Raw genomic sequence first — 25203 nt, 5'->3', positions numbered from 1 at the left:
CGTTACCGGAGTGTCGTAGGCGAGAAGCCTATGGCTGACGGACAATGTCCGCTCAATCGGGTGGTGTCCCCCCGGACCTTCCGCCACCCGATCGGGGGGCGCCCACTCCAGCGCCCGCCTTGGAACCCCCGTTGGACCCGCCGGCGCCACCGCCGCGCTTGGCGCCGCCGGAGGAGTCGGCGGCCTCCCGGGCCACCGCCTGCTGCACGGGGGAGGGCGCCTCGAAGGCCTCCAGCGCGGACAGCACGTCCTGCACGCGCGAGATCTCGGTGTTGATGTCCTTGCGGCGGCGCACCAGTTCGTCAAGCTCGCGCCGGCCCTCGTCGGTGACCCGCTGGGCCTCGGTCCGGGCCGCGGTGGCCACCCGGTCGGCCTCCTCCTCGGCCAGCCGCAGCTGCTCGGTGGCGGTCTCCTCGGCGGCCCGCAGCCGCTTGGCGGCCTCACCGGCCGCGGCCTCCAGCTGCTCCTCGGCCTCGTCCTGGGCCGACTTGCGCTTCCGCTCGGCCTCGGCGACCAGCTGCTCGGCCTTCTTGGAGGAGGCGGCCAGCTTCTGCTCGGCCTCCTTGAGCAGGCCCTCGGCCTTGCGCACCGCGGCGATCCGCACCTTGCTGGCCTCCGAGGAGGCCTGGGAGGTGAGTTCGGCGGCGCGCTCCTCGGCGGCCGCCACCAGCGCGGCGGCGCGCTCCTCGGCCTCGGCGACGGCGGCCACCGCCAGCTCCTCGGCCTCGGTGAGCTGCTCCTGAGCCGCCGTCACCAGCGCGTCCACCCGCTCGCCGGCCGACTTCATGGCCTGCGCGTTCTCCTTGCGGGCGCGCTCGTGCAGCGCCTCCACCTCGGCCTCGGTGCGCTCGCGCAGCTCCTCGGCCCGCTCGCGGATCGCCGTGGCGTCCCGGCGGGCCTCGGAGAGCAGCGCGTCGGCGTCGGCGCGGGCCCGCTCGACCTCGGCCTGCCCGGCCGCCTCGCCGGCCGCGACCAGCCGCTCGGCCTCCTTGCGGGCGGCGGCGACCATGGCGTCGGCCTGCTCCTCGGCGGCGGCGGTGGTGGCCAGCGCGGTGGTCCGGGCCTCCTCGCCGAGCGACTCGGCGTCCGCGAAGGCCTTCTCCAGCACCGAGGTGGCCTGGGCCCTGGTGGCGCTGTCGAAGTGCTCGGCCTGCTCCCGGGTGCTCTCGTCGTAGGCGTCGGCCCGGGCGCGGCTGGCGACCTCGTACTCCTCGGCCAGCGTGCGGGTGGCGGAGGCGTACTCCTCGGCCTCGGTGCGCAGCCGGGCCGCGTACTGCTCGGCCTCGGCCAGGATCGCGGCGCCGCGCTCGTCCGCCTCGGCCACCATGTGCTGGGCCTGGCTCTGCGCCTCGGTGCGGTGCTGGTGGGCCTCCTGCTGGGCGTCGGCGAGCTGTGCGTCGGCCTCGGCGCGCACCGCCGCGTCGTAGTCGCGGGCGTCGGCGGCCAACTGGGCGGCCTCGGCCTCGCTCTCGGCGCGCAGCCGGCCGGCGTACTGCTCGGCCTCGGCCCGCAGGCCGCTGTCGTAGGCGTCGGCCTCGGCGCGCAGCCGGTCGTGGTAGGTCTCGGCCTCGGCGGCGATCCGGGCGGCCTCCCGCTCGGCGCTCTCGCGCTCGGCGGCGGCCGCGGCGGCGGCCTGTTCGAGCTGCTCCGTCGCGTCCCGTTCGGCCTCGGCGCGCAGTTCGGCGACCTCGGCGGCGGTGCGCTCGCGCAGTTCGGCGACCTCGGCGGCGGCCGTGCGGCGCTGCTCGGTGCTCTCGCGCTCGGCGCTCTCCCGCAGCTCAGCGGTCTCCCGCTCGGCCTCGGCGCGCAGCTCCGCCAGCTCGGCACCGGTGCGCTCGCGCAGCTCAGCGGTCTCCCGCTCGGCACTCTCCCGCAGGTCGGCGGCGCTCCGCTCGGCACGGGCGGTCAGCTCGGCCACCTGCTGGGCGGCCTTCTCGTGCAGCCCCGCCACCGACTGGCGCACGGCGGCGGCCTCGTCCTCGGCGGTGCTGACCAGCTCGGTCGCCCGGGCGGTGGCGGCGGCGCTGACGCCGGCGGCCTCCAGCTTGGCCTGCTCCAGTGCCTCGGCGATCTCGGCGCGCAGCGCGGCGGCCTCCTCGGCCGCGGCGGTGCGCAGGGCGCCGGCCTCCTGGTCGGCCCGGGCCACGGTGCTCCGGGCGGCCGTCTCGGCCTGCGCCAGTTCCTCGGCGGCCCTGGTCCGCAGCTCCTCGGCCTGCTCGGCGGCCTCGGCGCGCAGCCGCTGGTCGTACTCGGCGGCGGCGCGGCGCAGCTCGGCGCTCTCCCGTTCGGCGCTCTCGCGCTGCTCGTCGGTCTCCCGCTCTGCCACGGCGCGCAGTTCGGCGACCTCGGCGGCGGCCTCGCGGCGCTGCTCGTCGGTCTCCCGCGTCGCCGCGTCGCGCAGCGCGGTCAGCTCGGCGTCGGTGCGCTCGGTCAGTTCCTCGGCGGCCGTCTCGGCCCGGTCCTGGGCCTGCTGGGCGGCCGTCAGCCTGGCCGCGGTCTCCTCGCGCTCGCGGAGCAGGTCGGCGGCGCCCTGCTCGGCGGCCCGGCGGCTCTCCTCGCGCAGCGCGTTCGCGGTCGCCTCGGCCTCGGCCAGCAGTTGCTCGGCCTCCGCCACGGCCTGCGCCTCGCGCTCCTCGGCGGCCTGCTGGGCGGCCGATCGCACCGCGTCGGCCTGCTCCTCGGCCTCGGCGCGCAGCCGCTGGTCGTACTCGACGGCCTCGCGGCGCAGCTCGGCGGTCTCCCGCTCGGCGGCGGCCCGGTTCTCGGCGGCGGCGGCCTTCGCGGCGGCCAGCGTGTCCTTGTGCTGCTGCTGGGTGGCGGCGTGGAGCTTCTCCGCCTCGCCGCGGGCCCTGGCCAGGGTCTGCTCGGCCCGCGCCTGCATCTGGGCGGCCTGCTCCTTGGCCTCGCCGCGCAGCCGCTCGACCTCGGCGGCCGCGCCCGCGCGCAGCTCGTCCGAGTCGGCCTTGGCCTTGGTGAGCAGCTCCTCGGCGCTCTTGGCGGACTCCTCTATCTGGGCGACGGCCTGGCGGCGGGCCTCGCCGCGCAGCTTCTCGGCCTCGGCGGCCGCGCCGGTGCGCAGTTCCTCGGCCTCGGCGCGCAACCTGGCGGCCTCGTCCTGCATCGCCTCCATCCGGGCCCGGATGCCGGCGGCGTCGTCCAGCGCGGCGTTCTGCGCCTGCTCGACGGCGGCCTGCGCCTGCTCGCGCAGCCGCTCCGCCTCGGCGGCCGCCTCGGTGCGCACCCGCTCGGCCTCGGCGCCGGCCTCGGCGAGGGTGGCCTGGGCGTCCTGGGTGGCCCGGGCGAGTGCCTCCTCGGCGCTCTTGGCGGCCTTGGCCAGATGGACGGTGGCGTCCTTGGCGCCCTCGGCCCGACCCTGCTCGCGGGCGTCGTTGCGCAGCGCGTCGGCGGCGGCCTCGGCCTGTGCCCTGACCTCGGCCGCCTCGGCCTGGGCGGCGGCGCGCAGCTCGGCGATGGCCGCCTCGGCCTCGGAGCGCAGCTGGGTGGCGACACTCTCGGCGGCGGTGCGCAGCCGGTCGTTCTCGTCGTCGGCGGCGGCCTTGGCGGCGTCCGCCTCGGCCTGCGCGGTCCGGGCCCGGACGAGCAGCTCGGCGGCGGCGGCCTTGATCCGGTCCGCCTCCTCGGTGGCCCGGCCGACCATCCGGGCGACCTCGGCCTTGGCGGTCTGCGAGCGCTGCTCACTGGCGGCCTCGCCGTCGGCGACCCGCTGCGAGGCGGTGGCCAGCGCCTCCGCCTGCAGCTGCTCGGCGGCCCTGGTGGCCTGCTCGCGCAGCTCGGCGGCCTCCTGGCGGGCCCGCTCGGACTCCGCCTCGGCCTCGGCGCGCAGCCGCTCGATCTCGGCCTGGGCCCGGGTGGCGGCCGCCTGGGCCTGCCGCTGGTCCTGCTCGGCGCGCTGCTTGAGCTCGGTGATCTCGGCCTGGGCGGCGGCGACCCGCTGCTCGGCGGCGGTCAGCGCCTCGGCCTGCAGCCGCGCGGCGGCGGCCTGCGCCCCGGCCAGCTGCTGCTGGGCCTCGGTGGCGGCGCTGCCGCGCAGCTCCTCGGCCTGGCCGACGGTGTGCTGGGCCTGCTCGGTGGCGGCGCGCAGCAGCCGCTCGGCGTCGGTCTGGGCGCGCAGCAGGGCGGCCTCGGCGGCGGCCTGGGCCTCGCCGCGCGCGGCGTCCACGTCGGCGGCGGTCTGCGCGCGGGCCTGGTCGGCGAGGGCGGTGGCCTCGGCGCGGGCGGCGCCCATCAAGCGGTCGGCCTCGGCGCGGGCCTCCTGCAGCAGGCGCTGGGCCTCCTGCTCGGTGCCGGCCCGGGTCTGCTCGGCCCAGTTGACGTTCTCGTTGACATGCTGCTCGGCGGCCCGGCGCAGCTCGACCATTTCCTCTTCGAGCTGGCGGCGGCGGCCCTGCAGCTCGGCTTCCAGGCGGGCGGTGCGCTCGGCGGCCTCGGCCATCAGCCGCTGGGTGGCCGCCTGGGACTCGCGCAGCTGCCGCTCGGCGTCCGCGCGCAGCTGCTGGGCCTGCAGCTCCGCGGTGCGCAGCAACTGCTCGGCCTGCCCGGAGACGGCGTCGAAGGCGCGCGGCTGAGCCAGCTGCCGACGGGATTCGTGCAGCTTGGCCCGGAGCACCTCCACCTGGTAGGCGAGGTCCTCGGCATGCTCGACGGTCTTGTCCCGCTCCTTGCGAAGCCGCTCCATCTCGGCCTCGAACTGGGAGAGGTGATCCTCAACCTCGTAGCGGTCGTTGCCCCGCACTGCGCGGTCCCATCCATCTCCTGGTCGCGTCCTCGACCCGTGCGCCGTGCCGACCCCGTCGGGTCGGCCGGCAGCAAAGGTCCTAACATCCGCGGCCAGCTCCGGACGGGCCGGAACCGGGGACGCCCCCAGCTCTCCTGGAGTCGTCCACCGCGGTCGGAGCCATGGTCCGGTGGGGCGCACGGGGAACCGCGCTCCGCCGACCGGGTGGACTCCTGGGCGAACTCTTGCCTTCTGGAGAATGGTGACAGATCAGGACTGCGTCTGTTCAGCCGTGCCCTGGCTATGGACTCCCCGCGACCCTGGGCAGTGTAGTGGGCCGCGGCGGGACTGTAACCGCCGAGGTCGGCACTGGGGCAGGTTACCGGCCGGTCGGGGCGGTGCTCAGTGCTCCGCCCCGTGCTCCGCGCCGGGCTGCGCGGAGGTGACCAGCTCGGTCAGCACGCCGCCGCAGTCCTTGGGGTGCAGGAAGGTGATCCGCGAGCCCATCGAGCCGATCCGCGGCTCCGGGTAGAGCACCCGGACGCCCTTGCTTCGGACGTCGGCGGCCACCGCATCGACGTCTGCCGTGCCGAAGGCGATGTGGTGCACGCCCTCGCCGTTCTTGGCCAGCCACTTGGCGACGGTGGAGTCCTCCCGGGTCGGCTCCAGCAGCTGCAGGTAGGAGGCGCCGCCGTCACCGGTGTCGTTGATCTTGAGCATCGCCTCGCGGACGCCCTGCTCCTCGTTCACCTCGCTGTGGAACACCTCGAAGCCGTACGTGGCACGGTAGAACTCGACGGTCTTGTCGAGGTCGAAGCAGGCGATGCCGATGTGGTCGATCCGGGTCAACACGGTGGGCCTCCTGAGGCTGGGGTCGGACCAGTGCAGCGCAGATCGCCCGCGCCGCGCCACCGGGTCGCGTGCGAGCCTGATCACACCGTCGCTCCGGTGACGCCCGGGTTACGGGTCAGTACATTGAGCTGCATCCTCCCCCCGAGCCCTGTCGCCGTGCTGAATTCCGGCAGGACTCGCTGGCCAAGACGTGCGAAGGGGCTCGTTCCATGCCTACCGCTTCCACCGCTTCCACCTCCGTGATCGTCGCCGGCGCCCGCACCCCGATGGGTCGGCTGCTCGGTTCGCTCAAGGGTTTCTCCGGCGCCGACCTGGGCGGCTTCGCGATCAAGGCCGCGCTGGAGCGGGCCGGCGTGACCGGCGACCAGGTCCAGTACGTGATCATGGGCCAGGTGCTGCAGGCCGGTGCCGGCCAGATCCCGGCCCGGCAGGCCGCCGTCAAGGCCGGCATCCCGCTGAACGTCCCCGCGCTGACCATCAACAAGGTCTGCCTCTCGGGCCTGGACGCGATCGCGCTGGCCGACCAGCTGATCCGCGCCGGCGAGTTCGACATCGTGGTGGCCGGCGGCCAGGAGTCGATGACCAACGCCCCGCACCTGCTGCCGAAGTCCCGCGAGGGCTACAAGTACGGCTCGATCGAGCTGCTCGACGCGATGGCCCACGACGGCCTGACCGACGCGTACGAGAACATCCCGATGGGCGAGTCGACCGAGAAGCACAACACCCGGCTGGGCATCGGCCGCGAGGTGCAGGACGAGATCGCCGCCCGCTCGCACCAGCGGGCCGCCGCCGCGCAGAAGAACGGCCTCTTCGAGGCGGAGATCGTCCCGGTGGCGATCCCGCAGCGCAAGGGCGAGCCGGTGCTGTTCAGCCAGGACGAGGGCATCCGCGCCGACACCACGGTCGAGGGCCTGGCCAAGCTGCGCCCCGCCTTCAGCAAGGACGGCACGATCACCGCCGGCACCTCCTCGCAGATCTCCGACGGCGCCGCCGCGGTGGTCGTGATGAGCAGGGCCAAGGCCGAGGAGCTGGGCCTGAGCTGGATCGCCGAGATCGGCGCGCACGGCAACGTCGCGGGCCCGGACAACTCGCTGCAGTCGCAGCCGTCCAACGCGATCCTGCACGCGGTGGGCAAGGAGGGCATCGCGGTCGAGGACCTGGACCTGATCGAGATCAACGAGGCCTTCGCCGCCGTGGCCCACCAGTCGATGGCGGACCTCGGCGTCACCGCGGAGAAGGTCAACGTCAACGGCGGCGCGATCGCCCTCGGTCACCCGATCGGGATGTCCGGCGCCCGCGTGGTGCTGCACCTGGCCCTGGAGCTGGGCCGGCGCGGCGGCGGCATCGGCGCGGCCGCGCTCTGCGGCGGCGGCGGCCAGGGCGACGCCCTGATCATCCGGGTGCCCAAGGCCTGATCCGGCGTCACCACCGGCGCCCCCTCGGCAGAGGGGGCGCCGGTCGTTCGAGTGAGGAGAGTCCATGATCGACGTGCCGACCCTGGTCGAGCAGGCCCGCGCCGGCCGCCCGCGCGCGGTGGCCCGGCTGATCTCGCTGGTCGAGAACGCCGCCCCGGAGCTGCGCGAGGCGATGGCCGCGCTCGCGCCGTACACCGGGCGGGCCTACACGGTGGGGCTCACCGGCTCGCCCGGGGTGGGCAAGTCGACCTCCACCTCCGCGCTGGTGTCCGCCTACCGGCGGCTCGGCAAGCGGGTCGCGGTGCTCGCGGTGGACCCCTCCTCGCCGTTCTCCGGCGGCGCGCTGCTCGGTGACCGGGTGCGGATGCAGGACCACGCCACCGACCCGGACGTCTTCATCCGCTCGATGGCCACCCGCGGGCACCTGGGCGGGCTCTCCTGGGCCGCCCCGCAGGCACTGCGGGTGCTGGACGCGGCGGGCTGCGAGGTGATCCTGGTGGAGACGGTCGGGGTCGGGCAGTCCGAGGTGGAGGTGGCCGCCCAGGCGGACACCACGGTGGTGCTGCTCGCACCCGGGATGGGCGACGGGATCCAGGCCGCCAAGGCGGGGATCCTGGAGATCGGCGACCTCTTCGTGGTCAACAAGGCCGACCGGGACGGCGCGGACGCCACCGCCCGGGAGCTGAGCCACATGCTCGGGCTCGGCGAGGCGCGCGAGCCGGGGGACTGGCGGCCGCCGATCGTCAAGACGGTGGCGGCCCGCGGCGAGGGGGTCGACGAGGTGGTCGAGGCGCTGGAGAAGCACCGCGCCTGGCTGGAGGAGCGCGGCGAGCTGGCCGCCCGCCGCCGGCGCAGGGCCGCCCAGGAGATCGAGGCGATCGCGCTCGCCCAGCTCCGGGCCCGGATCGGCGACCTGCGCGGCGACCGCCACCTGGGCGCGCTGGCCGAGCAGGTGGCGGCCGGGCGGCTGGACCCGTACGGCGCGGCCGACGAGCTGGTCGCCGGCCTCACCGACCGTTAGACCGGGGCCGGCTGCTGGTGCCCGGCGCCCGTCAGGCGCTCGTCAGGCCCGGCCGCGCAGTGCCCGCAGGTGGTCGGCGACCGGCCCCAGCGCCTCGTACAGGGCGTCCAGCTGCTCGTCGTCGAAGCGGTCGATGAAGTGGGCCCGGACGCTGCGCACGTGGTCCGGGGCGGCCCGGCGCAGCGTCTGCCAGCCCTGCTCGGTCAGGTGGGCGAAGAGGCCGCGGCGGTCGCCCGGACACTCCTGGCGCAGCACCAGACCGGCGCTCTCCATCCGGGTGATCTGGTGCGAGAGCCGGCTCTTGGACTGCAGGGTGGCGGTGGCCAGGTCGGTCATCCGCATCCGGTGGTCGGGGGACTCGGAGAGCACCACCAGGATCTCGTAGTCGTTGATCGCCAGGTCGTGCTGCTGCAGCTCGCGGCCGAGCTGGTACTCCAGCAGGTGGCTGACCTCCAGATGGGCACGCCAGAGCCGCTGCTCCCGGGCCGTCAGCCAAGGGGCGTCATCGGCGGCGGGCGCGGCCGGGGGGTCGGTCGGCTCGGTGGCGTTGGTGTCCATACCCACCATGCTACCCGATATTGTTCAACTTTCTACAATATTGTACGACCGGCGACTGCGCACGACCGGGGAGCGCCTGCCGCCGGCTGCCTGCCGCCTGCCTGCCGCCTGTCGTCGATGCTAGACGGCCGCCTGGTCGGCCGCCGGCACCGCGCGGGCCGCCTGCTCGACCTCCAGCAGCGAGGCCGAGTGCCGCTCCGCCTCGAACGCCTCGACCCCGCCGCGCAGTCCGAACAGGCGCTTGGAGAGCAGGATCCAGAGCACCGCGAGCACGTTGACCACGGTGGTGGCGATCTTGACCGCGCTCGCGTGCTCGTGCAGCTCGTACCCCTCCAGCGGGAGGAAGGCGGCGGTGGCGACCACCGCCAGGTACTCCGCCCAGCGCCGGCCCAGCCACAGGCCCACCCCCTCCACCGCCTCGATCAGCGAGTAGGCCAGCACGCCGCCGGCCACGTAGACCAGGGTGCTGTGCTTGTAGTCGAAGGTCTTGCGGATGGTGTCGACGACCGAGGCGTGCTCCAGGTCCCAGTGGAAGTGGTCGGCCACCGGCTTGAAGACCGTCAGGTCCTGGTCGAAGAGCTGGTGCAGCGCGTCCTGGCTGTTGGAGAACTTCCACACCGCCCAGGCGGCCAGCACGCCGAGCACGCCCCGCAGGCCGCGCTCGACGGCCAGCAGCCGCAGCACGAACAGGTCTCGCAGCGCCTTTCCGCGCAGCACCGGCGGAGCCTCGGCGGCCGGCCCGCCGCCGTGCGGCGCGCCGAGCGCGAAGTCGCCGCAGCGCAGGCAGCGCCAGGCCTCCCCGGCGGCGGTCGCGACGTGCAGCCGCTCGCGCAGCTCGGGCTCGCTCGGCGCGTAGGTGGTGTGTCCGCGCTTGGCGCAGGTGCGCCGGTTCCAGTCCCGCTTCGCCACGGTGGTGCTCCCCCGATCGGTGCTCGCGCGCCCCGGGTGCGGACCGCGCGCCAGCAGGATAGCGAGGGGCGCCGACGCCCCGTCAGTGGTGTGACCTCGGGCACTCGGGCCACCCCGGGGCCGGGCCGGGGTGCGGGGTCTGCCCATAATGGGCGCTGGCTTGTGCCCCCGTTCACAAGCGACTCCCGCCACTCGTGAGGTACCCCGCCATGCAGAACAGCGCCGCACACCGCCTGCGCCTCGTCTCCGGCCCCGAAGGCCTCTCCTTCATCCTCCTGATGATCGGGGTGGTGCTGAAGTCCACCACCAGCTTCAACCCGGTTCCGGTGCTGGGCTGGGTGCACGGCGTGCTCTTCATCGCCTACGTGCTCTTCCTCTGCCAGGCCTGGCAGAAGCAGCGCTGGGACCTGAAGAAGGTGGCGCTGCTGCTCGTCCTCTCGGTGCTGCCGACCGGCGGCTTCTTCGCCGAGCGAATCCTGGCCAAGGAGGAGCGCGGCGAGCGGGCCGCCGCCCCGGTGGCCGCCTGATCCCATCATGCGGGCCGTCCGGGAGGTGCCGGGCGGCCCGCCGGTACGGTGTGGAGCGTGGCCAAACCCCTCGCACTCGACTTCGACCCGATCGCCCGTGCCGACGAGCTGTGGGCCCGCCGCTGGGGCGAGGTGCCGGCGATGGCCGCGATCACCTCGGTGATGCGCGCCCATCAGATCCTGCTCGGCCGGGTCGACGCGGTGGTCAAGCCCTACGGACTGACCTTCGCCCGGTACGAGGCGCTGGTGCTGCTCACCTTCAGCCGCACCGGCGAGCTGTCGCTCTCCAAGATCGGTGAGCGGCTGATGGTCCACCCGACCAGCGTCACCAACACGGTGGACCGGCTGGAGAAGGCCGGCCTGGTCTCGCGCCGCCCCAACCCGCTGGACGGCCGCGGCGTGCTGGCCGCGATCACCGCGCGCGGCCGGGAGGCGGTGGAGCAGGCCACCCGGGAGCTGATGGCGATCGAATTCGGCCTGGAGTCCTACGACGAGGCGCAGTGCCGGCAGGTGTTCGAGCTGCTCAGGCCGCTGCGGGTGGCGGCCGGCGACTTCGCCGAGCCCCCGGCGTAGATCGCCCCAAATGGGCGGTTACCCTCGATGAGCCGTCCCATCGCTCGACCCACCCCCTGATCCGAACGAAGGCTGACCCGAGACATGAAGCAGAGTGTGCTGACCCGCTACCGGGTCATGGCCTACCTGACCGGTGTGCTGCTGATCCTGCTGACCATCGGGGTGATCGCCAAGTACCTCCTCAAGGTGGACGGCGCGGACGGCTTCGTCACCGCGGTGGGCATCGCGCACGGCTGGCTCTACGTGGTCTACCTCGTCTTCGCCTTCGACCTCGGCAGCAAGGCCAAGATGCCGCTGGGCAAGCTGGCCTGGATGCTGCTCGCCGGCACCGTGCCGACCGCCGCCTTCTTCGTGGAGCGCAAGGTCTCGCGCGAGCTCGCCCCGCTCTTCGCCCCGGCCGAGGGCAAGCAGCCGGTCGGCGCCTGAACCCTCCCGCGCCGTGCCCGCGCGCCGGACCCGCGCGCCGTGCCCGCGTTCCGCCGAGAGGCCCCCACCATGCGGTGGGGGCCTCTCGCGTTCGGCGCGGCCGAGGCTCGCCATCGACAAATACTAGGACGTCCGAGTAAATTTCCAGGACGTCCTATCAATCGAGCACCGAGCGGGAGCGAGCCCCATGGACGCCGAGGAGATCGAGCGCGGCAGGCAGCGCTGGCAGCAGCGCTACGACAGCGCCCGCAAGCGCGACGCGGACTTCACCACCCTGTCCGGCGACATCGTGGAGCCGGTCTACGGCCCGCCGCCGGGGCAGGCCTACGAGGGCTTCGAGCGGATCGGCTGGCCGGGCGAGTACCCGTACACCCGCGGTCTGCACCCGACCGGCTACCGCGGCCGGACCTGGACCATCCGGCAGTTCGCCGGCTTCGGCAACGCCGAGCAGACCAACGAGCGCTACCGGATGATCCTGGAGGCCGGCGGCGGCGGCCTCTCGGTCGCCTTCGACATGCCGACCCTGATGGGCTACGACTCGGACGACACCCGCTCGCTGGGCGAGGTCGGCCACTGCGGGGTCGCGATCGACTCGGCCGCCGACATGGAGGTGCTCTTCCGGGACATCCCGCTGGGCGAGGTCACCACCTCGATGACGATCAGCGGCCCGGCCGTGCCGATCTTCTGCATGTACCTGGTGGCCGCCGAGCGCCAGGGCGTGGACCCGGGAGTGCTCAACGGCACGCTGCAGACCGACATCTTCAAGGAGTACATCGCGCAGAAGGAGTGGCTCTTCGCCCCGGAGCCGCACCTGCGCCTGATCGGCGACCTGATGGAGTACTGCGCCCAGGGCATCCCGGACTACAAGCCGCTCTCCGTCTCCGGCTACCACATCCGCGAGGCCGGGGCCACGGCCGCCCAGGAGCTCGCCTACACGCTGGCCGACGGCTTCGCCTACGTGGAGCTGGGCCTCTCCCGCGGCCTGGACGTGGACGTCTTCGCGCCGGGCCTGTCCTTCTTCTTCGACGCCCACCTGGACTTCTTCGAGGAGATCGCCAAGTTCCGCGCCGCGCGCCGGATCTGGGCCCGCTGGCTGCGCGAGGCGTACGGCGCCAAGACGGAGAAGGCGCAGTGGCTGCGCTTCCACACCCAGACCGCGGGCGTCTCGCTGACCGCCCAGCAGCCGTACAACAACGTGGTGCGCACCGCCGTCGAGGCGCTCTCGGCGGTGCTCGGCGGCACCAACTCGCTGCACACCAACGCGCTGGACGAGACCCTGGCACTGCCCTCCGAGCAGGCCGCCGAGATCGCGCTGCGCACCCAGCAGGTGCTGATGGAGGAGACCGGGGTGGCCAACGTGGCCGACCCGCTGGGCGGCTCCTGGTACGTGGAGGCGCTGACCGACCGGATCGAGGCGCAGGCCGAGGAGATCTTCGCCAGGATCCTGGCCAAGGGCTCCCCGGACCACGCGATCGGCCCGATGACGGCCGGCATCCTGCGCGGCATCGAGGACGGCTTCTTCACCGGCGAGATCGCCGAGGCCGCCTTCCAGTACCAGCAGTCGGTGGAGAAGGGCGACAAGCGGGTGGTGGGCGTCAACTGCTTCCCGAAGTCGGTCACCCCGGCGCTGGAGATCCTGCGGGTCAGCCACGAGGTGGAGCGCGAGCAGGTCCGGGCGCTGGGTGCCCGCAAGACCGCGCGGGACGAGGCGGCGGTGCGGGCCGGCCTCGACGCGATGCTGGCGGCGGCACGGGACGGGGCGAACATGATCCCCCCGATGCTGCAGGCGGTGCGGGCCGAGGCCACCCTCGGTGAGATCTGCGACGCGCTGCGCGCGGAGTGGGGGATCTACCGGGAGCCGGCCGGCTTCTGAGGCCCGTGGCGCACGCGGCCGCCGGGCGGGAGTTGGTTCCCGCCCGGCGGCCGCGCCGTTCTCTCCGGGGTGAGGGCCGTTCGACCCGGTGGTCCGGGGCGGCCGCCAGGGCCACCCCCGGGTCGGCAGCCCGGGTCAGCAGCCCGGGTCAGCAGCCCGGGTAGAGGCCGGGGTTGAGCAGCAACTCGGTGAAGCGGCGGATCCACCGCGGGGTCACCGGCTCGCCGATCACCAGCATCCGGTGCTCGACCGCGCCCGCGATGGTGTCGAAGATGATGTCGATCTGCTCGGCGGCGGCCAGCGGGTCGCGCTCCGCGGCCAGTTCGCCGCGGGCCAGCGCGTGCGCCAGGCCCTGGTGCACCAGCACCTTCTGCGGGTCCACGATGTGCTCGCGGATGCGCAGCCGCAGCTGCGGGTCGCGGCTGCCCTCGGCGAAGACGGCGAGCAGCGCGGCCTGGCTCTCGGGGCGGGCCAGTACGGCGGCGAACTGGGCCACCACGTCCTCGATGTCGGCCTGCAGGCTGCCCAGGTCGGCCACCGCCAGTTCGTCGAAGAGGCTGGCGACGGCGTCCACCACGAGCTCGTTCTTCGAGGGCCAGCGGCGGTACAGGGTGGTCTTGGCGACGCCGGCCCGGACCGCGACGTGGCCCATGGTCAGCCCGCCCCAGCCGAGTTCGGCCAGCGCCTCGCGGGTCGCGTCGAGGATCGCCTGATCCGCGGCGGCGCTGCGCGGGCGCCCTTTGCTGCGGGGCGGGGCCGGCTGCGGGGTGGCGGCCACCGGGCCTCCTTGCATGTACTGACGAGTAGCTTGGGTGGGGGGTGCCACCGTATCGACAGTTCGCCCGCAAGAGAAGTGGCCCACATCACGTGGTTGACACCTGGCGGGGACTTGCGATCCGGGGGCGGTGGAAAGATACGCTACGACCTGTAGCGAATAGAGCGGCAACCACGTGCCGGCCCTGTGGGAGGGGCGGGCGCGGGGCGCGGGTGGGGATCCGCGCCGCATGGCCCCTCCCGCCCCTGGCGGGCGAGGAGGGATGGACCGGCTGCCACCGCGGCCGGCTCCGCACCGTAGGGGAGCGGAGCCGGCGCGAGGCGCTCCGGTGTGGGGATCGAGGCGGACTTTCCCGGCGGATGGCGCCCGGCGGCCGCGCGGACGGGGGAGGATGGTGGCATGCAGCCACGGAACACGCATCTGAACAGCTCCGCCCTGCGCGGTGCGGTCGACCTCGCCGCGGTGAAGGCGGCCGGGGAGGCCGCGCAGAAGGCCGAGCAGGCCCGCGTCGAGCGCGCCCGCCAGGCCGCCGCCGCCGAGGCCGCGGGAGTGCCGGTCCCCGGCGTCGGGTACCGGCTCGTCCTCGACGTCACCGAGGAGACCTTCGAGGAGGAGGTCGTCCAGCGCTCCACCGAGGTGCCGGTGGTCGTCGACTTCTGGGCCGAGTGGTGCGGCCCGTGCAAGCAGCTCAGCCCGATCCTCGAGCGCCTGGCCGAGGAGTACGCCGGCCAGATCGTGCTGGCCAAGATCGACGTCGACCAGAACCAGGTGATCGCCCAGCAGTTCGGCATCCAGAGCATCCCGGCCGTGATGGCCGTGGTGGCGGGCCAGCTGGTACCGCTCTTCCAGGGCGCCGAGAACGAGGCCAACGTCCGCAAGGTGCTGGACCAGCTGATCGCGGTGGCCGAGCAGCGTTTCGGCATCGTCGGCGGCGCGGGCGGCGCGGGCGCTCCGCTCGGCGGGCCGGACGGGGAGCTCCCCGGGCTGCCCGAGGACCCGGTGCTGACCGCCGCCCACGAGGCGCTGGACCGCGGCGACCTGGCCGGTGCGGTCCAGGCCTACCGGAACGTGCTGACCGATCAGCCCGGCAACGTGGAGGCCCAGCTCGGGCTGGCCCAGGCCGAATTGCTCGGCCGGGTGCAGGACTTCGACCCGCAGGCGGTGCGCCTGGCCGCCGCGGCCGACCCCGCGGACGTCAAGGCCCAGTTGGACGCGGCCGACCTGGATCTGGTGGGCGGTCACGTCGAGGACGCCTTCGGGCGCCTGGTGAGCACCGTCGGACGGACCGCCGGCGCCGATCGTGACGCCGCGCGGGTGCGCCTGCTGGAGCTGTTCGAGGTGATCGGCGCGGACGACCCGCGGGTGACCGCGGCCCGCACGGCGCTGGCCCGGGTGCTCTTCTGACGGTGCCCCGGAGCAGGTCGTGCCCCGCCTGACCTGGCCTCGGGTGCCGCCGATGGCACGGCGGGTGACCTGCGGTGTCGTGAGTGATAAGGCGACAATGGTGTCAATCTCGCGAGGGTTTATCAAATCTTGACAAGAGCTGCGCGCGGTCACCTCAGGTGACCGCGCGCAGGTGTTTCCTTCCTGTTTCCATGAGGTTTCTCCGGCACGACGCCCGGATTTCGTCACTCTGTGTCGATGTCATGCCTCGATCATGATCATTGATCATCACTATTGGATTACCCGTCAGTAATGCACCCCTTGTGCTTCGGCCGGGATTCCAGCACGATCGGCCACGCCTGGTCCCTCACTTCACTCGCCGGCAGTCTGCCGGACACGTGCGATGCGGGATCCCCACCAGGCAACCGCCGGTGCCCACCGGCGGTTGGAGGGCAGGGGGGTGTCCGCGTCCCACCGCGGTTCCTGTCCTTTACGGCCGCGCGGCCCCGCGCAGCCGATTGGTTGTCGCTCGGGGGTGATCGCCCGCCGCCAGGTCTTCCTGTTCGGCGGCGGTGCTATCGGCTACCGAGGACGTAGCTCTTCTCCCATCCCAGGACGGGATCCGCGCGTGTCGGACCCGAACCGGAGATGTACGTCCGAGAAGGAGGACACGCATGTCCCAGTCTTATGGCAAGACCCGCTGGAAGCGCTTCGCCCTCGTGATGGTGCCCAGCATCGCCGCGACCGCCGTCGTCGGCGTCAGCATCGCGCAGAGCGCGCTGGCCGCCTCGTTCAGCGTCTCGGGCCAGCAGTTCAAGGTGACCGCCGACCAGCTGCACGGCACCAACTTCGCCCAGTTCGGCTCCGTCGACGTGGGCGCCGACAAGAGCCCGCACGTGGTCGCGATCTCGGCCTTCGACAAGGCCAGCATCCACAACCTGTGCCAGTCCGTGGTCTACAACCTCGGTCCGCTCGGCACCTACACCCTGCAGCTCCACGCCGGCACCGCGCCGGTGAACGGCGACATCTCGACCGACACCAAGCAGGTCCAGGCCTCCAACCTGCTGATCGACCTGAACCAGCTGAACGCCGACGCGACGTTCCAGCAGATCAACATCGGCCAGGACGCCTCCACCCTGTCCGGCAGCGCCACCAAGGGCTGGAAGGCCATTGACGGCAGCGGTCTGCCGACCGGCGCCACCGGCTTCGCCCAGTCCGCCCCGGTGGCCGACCTGTCGGGTGTCCAGCAGACCGCCTGGGCCACCTCGGCCGGCACCTTCGCGCTGCCCGGTCTGAGCCTGAACATCGTGACGGGCGACAAGGAGTGCTACTAGTCCGACCCTGACGGTGCGTGCGGCCCGCGACGGGGCGCGCGCACCGGTCGGAGCCGGATGAACGGATGACCCGAGGCCGCCCGAGCGGTCCCGGCGGCCAGGGGGCGGCGCGATCGAGCCGTCCCCTGGCCGCACACCCCACGCTTTCCCCTCGGACAGACCCACGAGGAGTTCCATCGTGACCAGCGCAACTGCCCCCATCTGGCCCGACGGTGCCGGCCTGTTCACCCGGGCGCGGCTGAGGTTCCGCGCCTGGCGCCGGACCCGGCCGTTCTGGGGCGGCCTGCTGTCCGTCCTCGGCGGGCTCCCGATCCTGTACTTCCCCTACGCGCATCTGACCCTCTCCGGGGTCACCATGGCGATGTCCACCACGGCCGGCGCCGGATCGCTGGTCATCGGCCTGCTGATGATGGCGCTCGGGGTCTCGGCCTGGTTCCAGCCGGCCACCCGCTTCTTCTGCGGGATCGCGGTGACCATCCTGGCGCTGATCTCGATCCCGGTCTCCAACCTCGGCGGCTTCGTGCTCGGCCTGCTGCTGGGGCTGATCGGCGGCGGGCTGCTCTGCTCCTGGGCGCCGCTGAAGGAGCCCAAGGCCGCGGCCGCGCCGCCGGTCGAGGCGGGGGTGGCGATGTCCGTCGCCGCGACCGAGCAGGCGACCGTGCCCGAGCAGGCGACCGCTGCCGAACTCGCCGCCGGACCCGTTGCCGAACTCGCTGCCGGGCCCACGGCCGAGACCGCGGTGATCCCCGAGCAGGCCGGCACGACCGAGCAGGCGGGAGACCTGAAGTGAGCGGCGGGGACGAGCAAGCAGAGCACCGCGGCGCTGGGCCGCGGCACGCCGCGCCGCGCGCGGGCGGCCGCACGCGGGCCCGGCTGCTGGCCTTCGCCGCCGTCCCGACCGCGCTGCTGATGGGCAGCAGCCTGGTGCCCGACATGACCGCCTCGGCCGCGACCAACCCCTCCTGCGCGGCGGCTGCCACCGCCCCGGTGACGATCACCCAGGTGCCCAAGAGCCAGCTCACCCCGGTGCCCGCGCCGAAGGCCACCAAGGCCTCGGCCACCGGTGGCGGCCAGGTGGTCAGCGCCGCCTTCGTCGCGCCGAACGCCGGCCCGGCCGCCCAGCGGCAGGCCGCCGCCGCGGAGACCAGCCGCGTGGTCCAGGCGGACGACAGCGGCGGTGGCGGTGGCCTGATCGGCGACATCATCAACGGCATCGCCGGGATCTTCGACCCGAACCACCAGAACCAGCAGCAGCCGAAGCCGGCCGCGACCACCCCGGCGGCCACGCCGAGCTCCGCGCCCGCCGCCGCCCCTCGGGCCGGCGCGCCGGCCACCCCTGGCGCTCCGAGCGGCTCCGCCCCGGCGAGCGGCCCCACCAGCGGTGCCCCGGCGCCCGCCCAGCCCGGCGCGAGCAGCACCCCCGCCCCGCCCGCCGCGGCCACCACGCCGGCCGCGCCCGCACCCGGTGCCGGCGCCCCCGCGGCGTCCCCGAGCGCGACCCCCGGTGCGTCCGCGAGCGCCTCGCCGAGCGCCGGCGCGACGCCGTCCGGGAGCACCGCGTCCGGGAGCACGGCCTCCGGTGCCCCCGCCACGGCTCCCGCGCCGAGCGGCACCGCCGCGCCCTCGGCCGTCGCCTCCGCCCTGGCCAACGGCGACACCCGCCCGCTCTGCCCGGTGGACACCAGCAAGGTGGCCGCCGCCGCGGTGCAGGGCGGCCAGGTGGTGCCGGACCAGAACTGGACGCTGAACACCTCCAGGCTCGCGCTGCACGGCGCGGTCTTCGGTGGCGTCTACGAGGTGCACACCCCGACCACCACCAAGCGGGTGCTCAAGTTCACCGTCAGCTCGGTGGACATCGACAACCTCGACATGTCGACGATCGAGGACACCGGCTACGGCAGCACCGCGGCCCAGACCTTCCACGTGAAGGGCGCCCCCGGCTCCACCTCGACCATGGTGGACGGTCCGATCACCATGTACGTCGAGAGCCTCAGCGGCGAGCTGTCCGCGCTCTACGGCATCCCGATCCCGCCGCTGGGCACCCTCACGCTGACCCCCGACACGCTGCCGACCTGGCTCTACGACCTGATCGGCGCGGTGCCGATCCCGCTCGACATCACCATGACCGGGGTCACCGCCATCCAGGCCGGCCAGTTCGGCGGCACCCTGCACATCCCCGGCATGCACCTGTACAACGACAACACGCCTTACCCGAACGGGCACTGACGCCGCGGGCACCGGCACCGCGTGCACTGACGCCGCGGGCACCGGCACCGCGTGCACTGACGCCGCGGGCACCGGCACCGCGTGCACCGGCACCGCGTGCACTGACGCCGCGGGCACCGGCACCGCGTGCACTGATGCCGCGGGCACCGGCACCGCTGACAGCATGACGGGCCCCTCCGAACGGAGGGGCCCGTCATGCTGTCAGCGGCGGTCTCAGTTGCTGTTGCGCGATCCCAGGTGGTGCACCTGGACCATGTTGGTGTTGCCCGGCACGCCGGGGGGCGAGCCGGCGGTGACGATGGCGGTGTCGCCCTCGTCCAGCCGCTTCAGCGACAGCAGCTCGCGGTCGACCTGCAGCACCATCTCGTCGGTGGTGGCCACCTGCTCGGTCACGTAGGCCTCCACGCCCCAGCTCAGCGAGAGCTGGTTGCGGGTGGCGGCGTCCGGGGTGAAGGCGATCACCGGGATCGGCGACCGGTAGCGGGAGAGCCGGCGGGCGGTGTCACCGGACTTGGTGAAGGCCACCAGCGCCTTGGCGTCCAGGAAGTCGCCCAGCTCGCAGGCCGCGCGGGCCACCGAGCCGCCCTGGGTGCGGGGCTTGCGGCCCGGGTTGAGCGGCTGCAGGCCCTGGGCCAGCAGCTCGACCTCGGCCTGCTCGGCGATCCGGCTCATCGTCTTGACCGTCTCGACCGGGAACTTGCCGACGCTGGACTCGGCGGAGAGCATCACCGCGTCGGTGCCGTCCAGGATCGCGTTGGCGACGTCGGAGACCTCGGCGCGGGTCGGGCGCGAGGCGTGGATCATCGACTCCATCATCTGGGTGGCGACGATCACCGGCTTGGCGTTGCGGCGGGCCAGCGTGATCAGCTTCTTCTGGACCAGCGGGACCTTCTCCAGCGGGTACTCCACCGCGAGGTCGCCGCGGGCGACCATGATCGCGTCGAAGGCGAGGACGATCTCCTCCATCGCCTCGACCGCCTGCGGCTTCTCGATCTTGGCGATGACCGGGACGCGGATCCCGACCTCGTCCATCACCTTGTGCACGTCGTCGATGTCGCCGGCGTTGCGCACGAAGGAGAGGGCGACCATGTCGACGCCCAGGCGGAGCGAGAAGCGCAGGTCGTCCTTGTCCTTCTCGGACAGGGCGGGCACGTTGACGGCCGCGCCGGGCAGGTTGATGCCCTTGTTGTTGGAGAGCACCCCGCCCTCGATCACTACGGTCTTCACCCGCGGGCCGTCGACGCTGACGACCTCCAGGGCGATGACGCCATCGTTGATCAGGATCGGGTCGCCGGGCTTCACGTCGCCGGGCAGGCCCTTGTAGGTGGTGCCGCAGATGAACTGGTCACCGGGGACGTCCTCGGTGGTGATGGTGAACGTGTCGCCGTTGTCAACGGTCACCGGTCCGTTGGCGAAGGTCGCCAGTCGGATCTTGGGGCCCTGCAGGTCGGCCAGCACACCGATGGTGCGACCGGTGTCCTCGGACACCTGGCGGACCTTGCGGTACCGCTCCTCGTGCTCCGCGTGGGAGCCGTGGCTCATGTTCAGACGGGCGACGTTCATGCCCGCTTCGACGATGGCCTTCAGCTGTTCGTAGGAGTCCGTGGCCGGACCCAGGGTGCAGACAATTTTCGCTCGGCGCATATGGATGATCCTATCCGTAGGAGTTATTCCCGGGGATTGGGACGAACCTCCGACAGTTCGGACTAGCTCGTGCGGACCAGCGCGTACGCCTGCTGGGCGATCTCCAGCTCCTCGTCGGTGGGCACCACGGCCACCGCGACCCGCGAGTAGGCCGGTGAGATCAGCCGCGGCTCGCCGGAGCGGACCGAGTTCAGCTCGGGGTCCACCGCGATGCCCAGCTCCTCCAGGCCGGCGGTGGCCGCCGCGCGCACGGGCGCCGCGTTCTCGCCCACCCCGGCGGTGAAGGCGACGGCGTCCAGGTGGCCGAGCACCGCGTAGTAGCCGCCGAGGTACTTGCGCAGCCGGTGGACGTAGGCCCGGAAGGCCAGCTCGGCGGCCTGGTCGCCGGCCTCGGTGCGGCGGATGATCTCGCGCATGTCGTTGTCCCCGCAGAGGCCGAGCAGGCCGCTGCGGCGGTTCAGCAGGTCGTCGATCTCGTCGATGGACAGGCCGCCGACCCGGTGCAGGTGGAAGATCACGCCCGGGTCGATGTCGCCCGACCTGGTGCCCATCACCAGGCCCTCCAGCGGGGTGAGGCCCATCGAGGTCTCCACGCAGACCCCGCCGGCCACCGCCGAGGCCGAGGCGCCGTTGCCCAGGTGCAGCACGATCACGTTGACCTCCTCCGGCGCCCTGCCGAGCAGCCGCGCGGTGGCCCGCGCGACGTACTGGTGGGAGGTGCCGTGGAAGCCGTAGCGGCGCACCCGGTGCTCGTCGGCCACCGCGGTGTCGATCGCGTAGCGGGCCGCGTGCTCGGGGATCGTGGTGTGGAAGGCGGTGTCGAAGACCGCGATCTGCGGCAGGTCGGGGCGCAGCGCCCGGGCCACCTCGATGCCGATGATGTTGGCCGGGTTGTGCAGCGGGGCCACCGGCACCAGGCGGCGGATCTCGGTCAGCACCTCGTCGGTGATCCGGGTGGGCGCGGTGAACCGCATGCCGCCGTGCACCACCCGGTGCCCGATCGCCGCGAGCTCGGGGGAGTCCAGGCCCAGGCCGTCGGCGGCCAGCTCCTGGGCCACCGCCTGCAGCGCGGCCCAGTGGTCGGGGAAGGCCCGCACCGACTCGCGCCGCTCGCCGCCGGCGGGGGTGTGCAGCAGCCGCCCGCCGCGCTCGCCGATCCGCTCCACCAGGCCGACCGCCGGCCGCGAGCCGTCCACCATGTCGATCAGCTGGTACTTGACCGACGAGGAGCCGGCGTTGAGCACCAGGATCCGGGTCGCCTCGGTCATGCGCTCTCCTCCTTCTGCTCCTGGCGCGCGTCCTGCTCCCGCTGCGCCTGGATGGCGGTGATCGCCACGGTGTTGACGATGTCCTGCACCAGCGCCCCGCGGGACAGGTCGTTGACCGGCTTGCGCAGGCCCTGCAGCACCGGTCCGACCGCGACCGCGCCGGCCGAGCGCTGCACGGCCTTGTAGGTGTTGTTGCCGGTGTTCAGGTCCGGGAAGATCAGCACGCTGGCCCGGCCCGCGACCGCGGAGCCCGGCAGCTTGGTGGCGGCCACGTGCGCGTCCACCGCCGCGTCGTACTGGATCGGCCCCTCCACCAGCAGGTCGGGACGGAGCGAGCGGACCAGCTCGGTGGCCCGGCGGACCTTGTCCACGTCCGCGCCCGAGCCGGAGGTGCCGGTGGAGTAGGAGAGCATCGCGACCCGGGGCTCGACGCCGAAGGCGGCGGCGGTCTCGGCGGACTGGATCGCGATGTCGGCCAGTTGCTGGGCATCCGGGTCCGGGTTGACCGCGCAGTCGCCGTAGACCAGCACCTGGTCGGCCAGGCACATGAAGAAGACCGAGGAGACGATCGCGGCGCCGGGCGAGGTCTTGATCACCTCGAAGGCGGGCCGGATGGTCGCGGCGGTGGAGTGCACGGCGCCGGAGACCATGCCGTCGGCGATGCCCTCCTGCACCATCAGGGTGCCGAAGTAGCTGACGTCGGTGACCACGTCGAGGGCCAGCTCGACGGTCATGCCCTTGTGCGCGCGCACGGTGGCGTAGAGCTCGGCGAACCCCTGGCGCAGCGGGCTGGTGGCCGGGTCGACGATCCGCAGCTGGGCCCGGTCGGCCTGCTGGTCCGGCTGCGGCAGCGTGATGCCCAGGCTCGCGGCCTTGCGGCGCACCGCGTCCACCTCGCCGAGCAGGGTCAGGTCGCAGATGTTGCGGCGCAGCAGGATCTCGGCGGCCCGCAGCACCCGCTCCTCGGTGCCCTCGGGCAGCACCACGTGCCGGCGGTTGCCGCGGGCCCGCTCCAGCAGCTCGTGCTCGAACATCATCGGGGTCACCCGGTCGGACCGGCTCAGTTCGATCCGGCTGGTCAACTCCGCGGTGTCCACATGAAGTTCGAACAGGCCCAGGGCGATCTCGGCCTTCCGCGGGCTGCTCGCGGAGAGCTTGCCCTCCAGGTGGGTGAGCGCGGCCGCGGTCGGCCAGCTGCCCTCCGGGACCACCGCGACCGGGGTGCCGGGGGCCAGCCGGGCGGCCAGCGCCAGCACGTCCTGGCCGGGGTGCTGAGCCAGGGTCAGCAGCACCCCGGCGATCGGCGGCGCGCCGGCGGCGTGCGCGGCGAGCGAGCCGATCAGCAGGTCGGCCCGGTCGCCCGGGGTCACCACCAGCGCCCCCTCGGTCAGCGCGGGCAGGAAGGTGGGCAGCATCGCGCCGCCGAAGACGAAGCCGCGCACGTCGCGGGCCAGACCGGCCGCGTCGCCGAGCAGCACCTCGGCACCGGTGGCCTCCACCAGCTGGGCCACCGTCGGTGCGGCCAGCGCGAGTTCCTCGGGGATCACGTAGACGGGCACCGGCAGCTTGGGGGCCAGGCCGCGCAGCGCCCGCTGCTTGCTGTTCGGGACCACCCGGTTGGCGATCACCGCCAGCGCCGAGCAGCCCAGGTCGGTGTAGGCGCGGTAGGCGCCCAGCACCTCGGCGATCACGGTGGGCGGGTCCTGGTCGTGGCCGCCGACCACCGGCAGCACCCAGGCGCCGAACTCGTTGGCCAGGCGCGCGTTGAAGGCCAGCTCGTCCGGGATGCTGGTGTCCGCGAAGTCGGTGCCGAGCACCAGGACGGCCTGGCACTTGCGCTCCAGCGCGCGGAACCGGTCGACCAGGGTGCTGACCAGCTCGTCCTGCCCCTGGGTGGCCTGTAGTTCGGCGGCCTCCTCGTAGGTCAGGCCGTAGAGCTCGGCGGCCGGCAGGTCCAGCCGGTAGCGGGCGCGGAGCAGTTCGACCACGTGGTCGGCGCCCGGCTCCCCGGCGGCCTGCGCGTGGACCAGCGGCCGGAACACCCCGACCCGGTCCACCTGGCGGGTGAGCAGCTCCATGACCCCGAGTTCGACGGCCTGCCGACCGTCCCCCCGGCCGATCCCGGTCACGTACACACTGCGCGCCACGCGTGTCACTCCGTCCGTTGCGGCTGCCTCCGGCGCCCTGCGGCCCGGTGATCGGTTCGACCATACCTTCGCAGTGCGGCGGCCCGTTCGCATGCCCGTGGGGCCGGCCGGAGCAAGGGGCCGAAGGTCCCCGGTGGCCGGGACCCGCGGCGGCGGGGCCACCGGGGCGGGCCACCGGGCGGGACCGCGGGGCGAGGCGGGGCTACGGGGCCGGGATCAGCTTGGAGAGCCACTGGAAGGAGGGGACCACCAGCGGCTCCCAGGTGGAGATCGCGTGTGCGCTCGGGGTCTCCACGGTGGTCACGGCGGTCGGTGCCTTCGCGGCCTGCTGCAGGGCGACGGCGTCCTCCAGGCCCTGCCCGCCCTTGCCGCCGGCCACCCAGAGCGCGACGTTCGGCGGGCTCTGGGCGCTGGTGAGCAGGTGGAGCGGGTTGCAGTTCTGGCGCAGCTGGGGGTCCTTGGCGGTCAGCGAGTCCGGCTCGCCGTTCGGGTCGTTGTAGCCGGACATGCTGATCCCGGCGCGGTACCGGTCGGGGTGGCCCAGCGCGAGGCGGGTGGCGCAGTGGCCGCCGGCGGAGTAGCCGGCCACCGCCCAGCCGGCCGCGGTGTCGGCCGCCCGGAAGTTGTCCATCACCATCTGCGGCACGTCGCGCGACAGCCAGGTCTCGGCGTTGACCTTGTTCGGGACGTCCGCGCAGCCGGTGTCGTTGCTGCTGAGCAGTGTGACCCGGGGCGAGACCAGGATGAACGGGGTGATCTGGCCGCTCTTCATCAGCGGGGCGAGCTGCTGGCTGGCGGCCATCCCGCCGAACCAGGTGCTGGAGCTGCCGGGGTAGCCGGCCAGCAGCTCGACCACCGGGAAGCTCTTGTTCGCGTAGGCGGGGTCGTCGTACTGCGGCGGCGTCCAGACCAGCACCTCGCCGTCCACCCCGGAGAGCTTGCCCTTGAGGTCGGTCTCCTTCACGTCCTTGGGCACCGCGTCGGAGGAGGCGGGCTTGAAGGTCTGCGACACCTTCTGCCGGGGCGGTCCCGAGGCGGCCGCCTGGTCGCCGGCCAGGCCGTTGTCCTTGGGCGGTACCGGGACCGCCTGGACGTGGTTCGAGGTGCCGAGCAGGTCGCCCCAGTTGTCGTAGAGCTGGTTCGCGTTGTTGACCATCACGAAGACCAGCGCCACGGCGGTGAACTGGCAGAGCAGGATGGTCGCCAGGTATCCGACGGTCCGCAGCGGGCCGCCGCCCCCGCCCCCGGCCCGGCGGCGCCGGTTGGTGCCGCGCGCGGCACCGCCCTTCCCCCGCGCCCTGAACTGGGCCAGGGCCAGCGCGATCGAGGCCACGAAGAGGACGATCGTGAGAATGAAGAAGGGGGTGCCTGTCAGTGCCATCGTGCTCTTCGGTATCCCGCTCCTGTGCCGCCCGGGCCCACTGCCCGGCGAGAAGAGAGACACCAGGGTACAGGTGTTCGGTTGCGCGATTGCGCAAGGGAGATGGAGTCGGCTCGGCGCGCACCTGAACCGGTGGTGCGCGGCCGGAGCGGGTGC

19 protein-coding genes are annotated in these 25203 nt (G+C 73.5%); 10 read left to right on the top strand and 9 right to left on the bottom strand.

Annotated features, from left to right (window positions below):
- Window positions 1-52 precede the first annotated feature (52 nt).
- On the bottom strand, window positions 53-4753 hold the full coding sequence (locus OG455_RS14510; RefSeq protein ID WP_266293746.1) for a hypothetical protein: 4701 nt from the start codon (window positions 4751-4753) through the stop codon (window positions 53-55).
- A 384-nt stretch (window positions 4754-5137) separates the two neighbouring features.
- Entirely contained in the window at window positions 5138-5587 is a 450-nt protein-coding gene (mce, locus tag OG455_RS14505) for a methylmalonyl-CoA epimerase (protein ID WP_266293744.1), read from the bottom strand.
- A 209-nt stretch (window positions 5588-5796) separates the two neighbouring features.
- Between mce and OG455_RS14500 the strand changes: the two genes are divergently transcribed.
- A complete protein-coding gene (locus OG455_RS14500; protein WP_266293742.1) occupies window positions 5797-7002 on the top strand; it encodes an acetyl-CoA C-acetyltransferase in 1206 nt (401 codons plus the stop codon).
- 64 nt (window positions 7003-7066) lie between these two features.
- On the top strand, window positions 7067-8023 hold the full coding sequence (meaB, locus tag OG455_RS14495; RefSeq protein WP_266293740.1) for a methylmalonyl Co-A mutase-associated GTPase MeaB: 957 nt from the start codon (window positions 7067-7069) through the stop codon (window positions 8021-8023).
- Between the two features lie 42 nt (window positions 8024-8065).
- On the opposite strand, the gene OG455_RS14490 is transcribed toward meaB, so the two are convergent.
- Both OG455_RS14490 and OG455_RS14485 read right to left on the bottom strand, forming a co-directional pair.
- A complete protein-coding gene (locus OG455_RS14490; protein WP_266293738.1) occupies window positions 8066-8581 on the bottom strand; it encodes a MarR family winged helix-turn-helix transcriptional regulator in 516 nt (171 codons plus the stop codon).
- A 120-nt stretch (window positions 8582-8701) separates the two neighbouring features.
- Window positions 8702-9490, bottom strand: a complete 789-nt coding sequence (locus OG455_RS14485) for a DUF2127 domain-containing protein (RefSeq protein ID WP_266293736.1) — start codon at window positions 9488-9490, stop codon at window positions 8702-8704.
- 209 nt (window positions 9491-9699) lie between these two features.
- Here OG455_RS14485 and OG455_RS14480 point away from each other — a divergent pair, with 209 nt between their 5' ends.
- The 4 genes from OG455_RS14480 (at window position 9700) to OG455_RS14465 (ending at window position 12889) form a co-directional block, all read left to right on the top strand.
- Window positions 9700-10017: a DUF3817 domain-containing protein gene (locus OG455_RS14480; protein WP_266293734.1), complete on the top strand. Its 318-nt coding sequence runs from the start codon at window positions 9700-9702 to the stop codon at window positions 10015-10017.
- A gap of 57 nt (window positions 10018-10074) precedes the next feature.
- On the top strand, window positions 10075-10590 hold the full coding sequence (locus tag OG455_RS14475; protein ID WP_266293732.1) for a MarR family winged helix-turn-helix transcriptional regulator: 516 nt from the start codon (window positions 10075-10077) through the stop codon (window positions 10588-10590).
- A gap of 84 nt (window positions 10591-10674) precedes the next feature.
- A complete protein-coding gene (locus OG455_RS14470; RefSeq protein WP_266293730.1) occupies window positions 10675-11016 on the top strand; it encodes a DUF3817 domain-containing protein in 342 nt (113 codons plus the stop codon).
- A gap of 187 nt (window positions 11017-11203) precedes the next feature.
- Window positions 11204-12889: a methylmalonyl-CoA mutase gene (locus OG455_RS14465; RefSeq protein ID WP_266293728.1), complete on the top strand. Its 1686-nt coding sequence runs from the start codon at window positions 11204-11206 to the stop codon at window positions 12887-12889.
- 148 nt (window positions 12890-13037) lie between these two features.
- Here OG455_RS14465 and OG455_RS14460 read toward each other — a convergent pair whose 3' ends face one another.
- The gene (locus OG455_RS14460) at window positions 13038-13667 is read right to left on the bottom strand and encodes a TetR/AcrR family transcriptional regulator (RefSeq protein ID WP_266293727.1); all 630 of its coding nucleotides are present in this window, start codon (window positions 13665-13667) and stop codon (window positions 13038-13040) included.
- A 396-nt stretch (window positions 13668-14063) separates the two neighbouring features.
- On the opposite strand from OG455_RS14460, the gene trxA reads away from it, so the two are divergent.
- The 4 genes from trxA to OG455_RS14440 all read left to right on the top strand — a co-directional run bounded on the left by trxA (window position 14064) and on the right by OG455_RS14440 (window position 18607).
- On the top strand, window positions 14064-15068 hold the full coding sequence (trxA, locus tag OG455_RS14455; RefSeq protein WP_266293725.1) for a thioredoxin: 1005 nt from the start codon (window positions 14064-14066) through the stop codon (window positions 15066-15068).
- Between the two features lie 653 nt (window positions 15069-15721).
- Window positions 15722-16381, top strand: a complete 660-nt coding sequence (locus tag OG455_RS14450) for a DUF6230 family protein (protein ID WP_266293723.1) — start codon at window positions 15722-15724, stop codon at window positions 16379-16381.
- A 178-nt stretch (window positions 16382-16559) separates the two neighbouring features.
- A complete protein-coding gene (locus OG455_RS14445; protein ID WP_266293721.1) occupies window positions 16560-17171 on the top strand; it encodes a DUF6114 domain-containing protein in 612 nt (203 codons plus the stop codon).
- Window positions 17168-18607: a hypothetical protein gene (locus OG455_RS14440; RefSeq protein ID WP_266293719.1), complete on the top strand. Its 1440-nt coding sequence runs from the start codon at window positions 17168-17170 to the stop codon at window positions 18605-18607. Before OG455_RS14445 ends, OG455_RS14440 begins: the two co-directional genes overlap by 4 nt.
- Before the next feature lie 213 nt (window positions 18608-18820).
- Here the strand turns inward: OG455_RS14440 and pyk are convergent, their stop codons facing one another.
- From pyk to OG455_RS14420, 4 genes are all read right to left on the bottom strand, one after another.
- Complete coding sequence (gene pyk / locus OG455_RS14435) at window positions 18821-20251, bottom strand: pyruvate kinase (RefSeq protein ID WP_266293717.1); 1431 nt, start codon at window positions 20249-20251, stop codon at window positions 18821-18823.
- Between the two features lie 62 nt (window positions 20252-20313).
- Complete coding sequence (locus tag OG455_RS14430; RefSeq protein ID WP_266293715.1) at window positions 20314-21519, bottom strand: acetate kinase; 1206 nt, start codon at window positions 21517-21519, stop codon at window positions 20314-20316.
- Entirely contained in the window at window positions 21516-23666 is a 2151-nt protein-coding gene (pta, locus tag OG455_RS14425) for a phosphate acetyltransferase (RefSeq protein WP_266293713.1), read from the bottom strand. The genes OG455_RS14430 and pta overlap by 4 nt, the downstream gene beginning before the upstream one ends.
- 202 nt (window positions 23667-23868) lie before the next feature.
- Window positions 23869-25047 carry an esterase family protein gene (locus OG455_RS14420; protein ID WP_266293711.1) on the bottom strand — a complete coding sequence of 393 codons (1179 nt, stop codon included), beginning with the start codon at window positions 25045-25047 and terminating at the stop codon, window positions 23869-23871.
- Window positions 25048-25203: the final 156 nt, after the last annotated feature.

The organism is Kitasatospora sp. NBC_01287, from assembly GCF_026340565.1.
In the GTDB taxonomy this organism is placed as follows: domain Bacteria; phylum Actinomycetota; class Actinomycetes; order Streptomycetales; family Streptomycetaceae; genus Kitasatospora.
This window is presented reverse-complemented; position numbering and strand designations above follow the sequence as displayed.

Bases quoted from the DNA above. Each gene is read 5' to 3' on its own strand.
- OG455_RS14500 (WP_266293742.1), top strand. From the start codon at position 5,797: ATGCCTACCGCTTCCACCGCTTCCACCTCCGTGATCGTCGCCGGCGCC.
- meaB (WP_266293740.1), top strand. From the start codon at position 7,067: ATGATCGACGTGCCGACCCTGGTCGAGCAGGCCCGCGCCGGCCGCCCG.
- OG455_RS14490 (WP_266293738.1), bottom strand. From the start codon at position 8,581: ATGGACACCAACGCCACCGAGCCGACCGACCCCCCGGCCGCGCCCGCC.
- OG455_RS14480 (WP_266293734.1), top strand. From the start codon at position 9,700: ATGCAGAACAGCGCCGCACACCGCCTGCGCCTCGTCTCCGGCCCCGAA.
- OG455_RS14470 (WP_266293730.1), top strand. From the start codon at position 10,675: ATGAAGCAGAGTGTGCTGACCCGCTACCGGGTCATGGCCTACCTGACC.
- OG455_RS14465 (WP_266293728.1), top strand. From the start codon at position 11,204: ATGGACGCCGAGGAGATCGAGCGCGGCAGGCAGCGCTGGCAGCAGCGC.
- trxA (WP_266293725.1), top strand. From the start codon at position 14,064: ATGCAGCCACGGAACACGCATCTGAACAGCTCCGCCCTGCGCGGTGCG.
- OG455_RS14450 (WP_266293723.1), top strand. From the start codon at position 15,722: ATGTCCCAGTCTTATGGCAAGACCCGCTGGAAGCGCTTCGCCCTCGTG.
- pyk (WP_266293717.1), bottom strand. From the start codon at position 20,251: ATGCGCCGAGCGAAAATTGTCTGCACCCTGGGTCCGGCCACGGACTCC.
- OG455_RS14430 (WP_266293715.1), bottom strand. From the start codon at position 21,519: ATGACCGAGGCGACCCGGATCCTGGTGCTCAACGCCGGCTCCTCGTCG.
- OG455_RS14420 (WP_266293711.1), bottom strand. From the start codon at position 25,047: ATGGCACTGACAGGCACCCCCTTCTTCATTCTCACGATCGTCCTCTTC.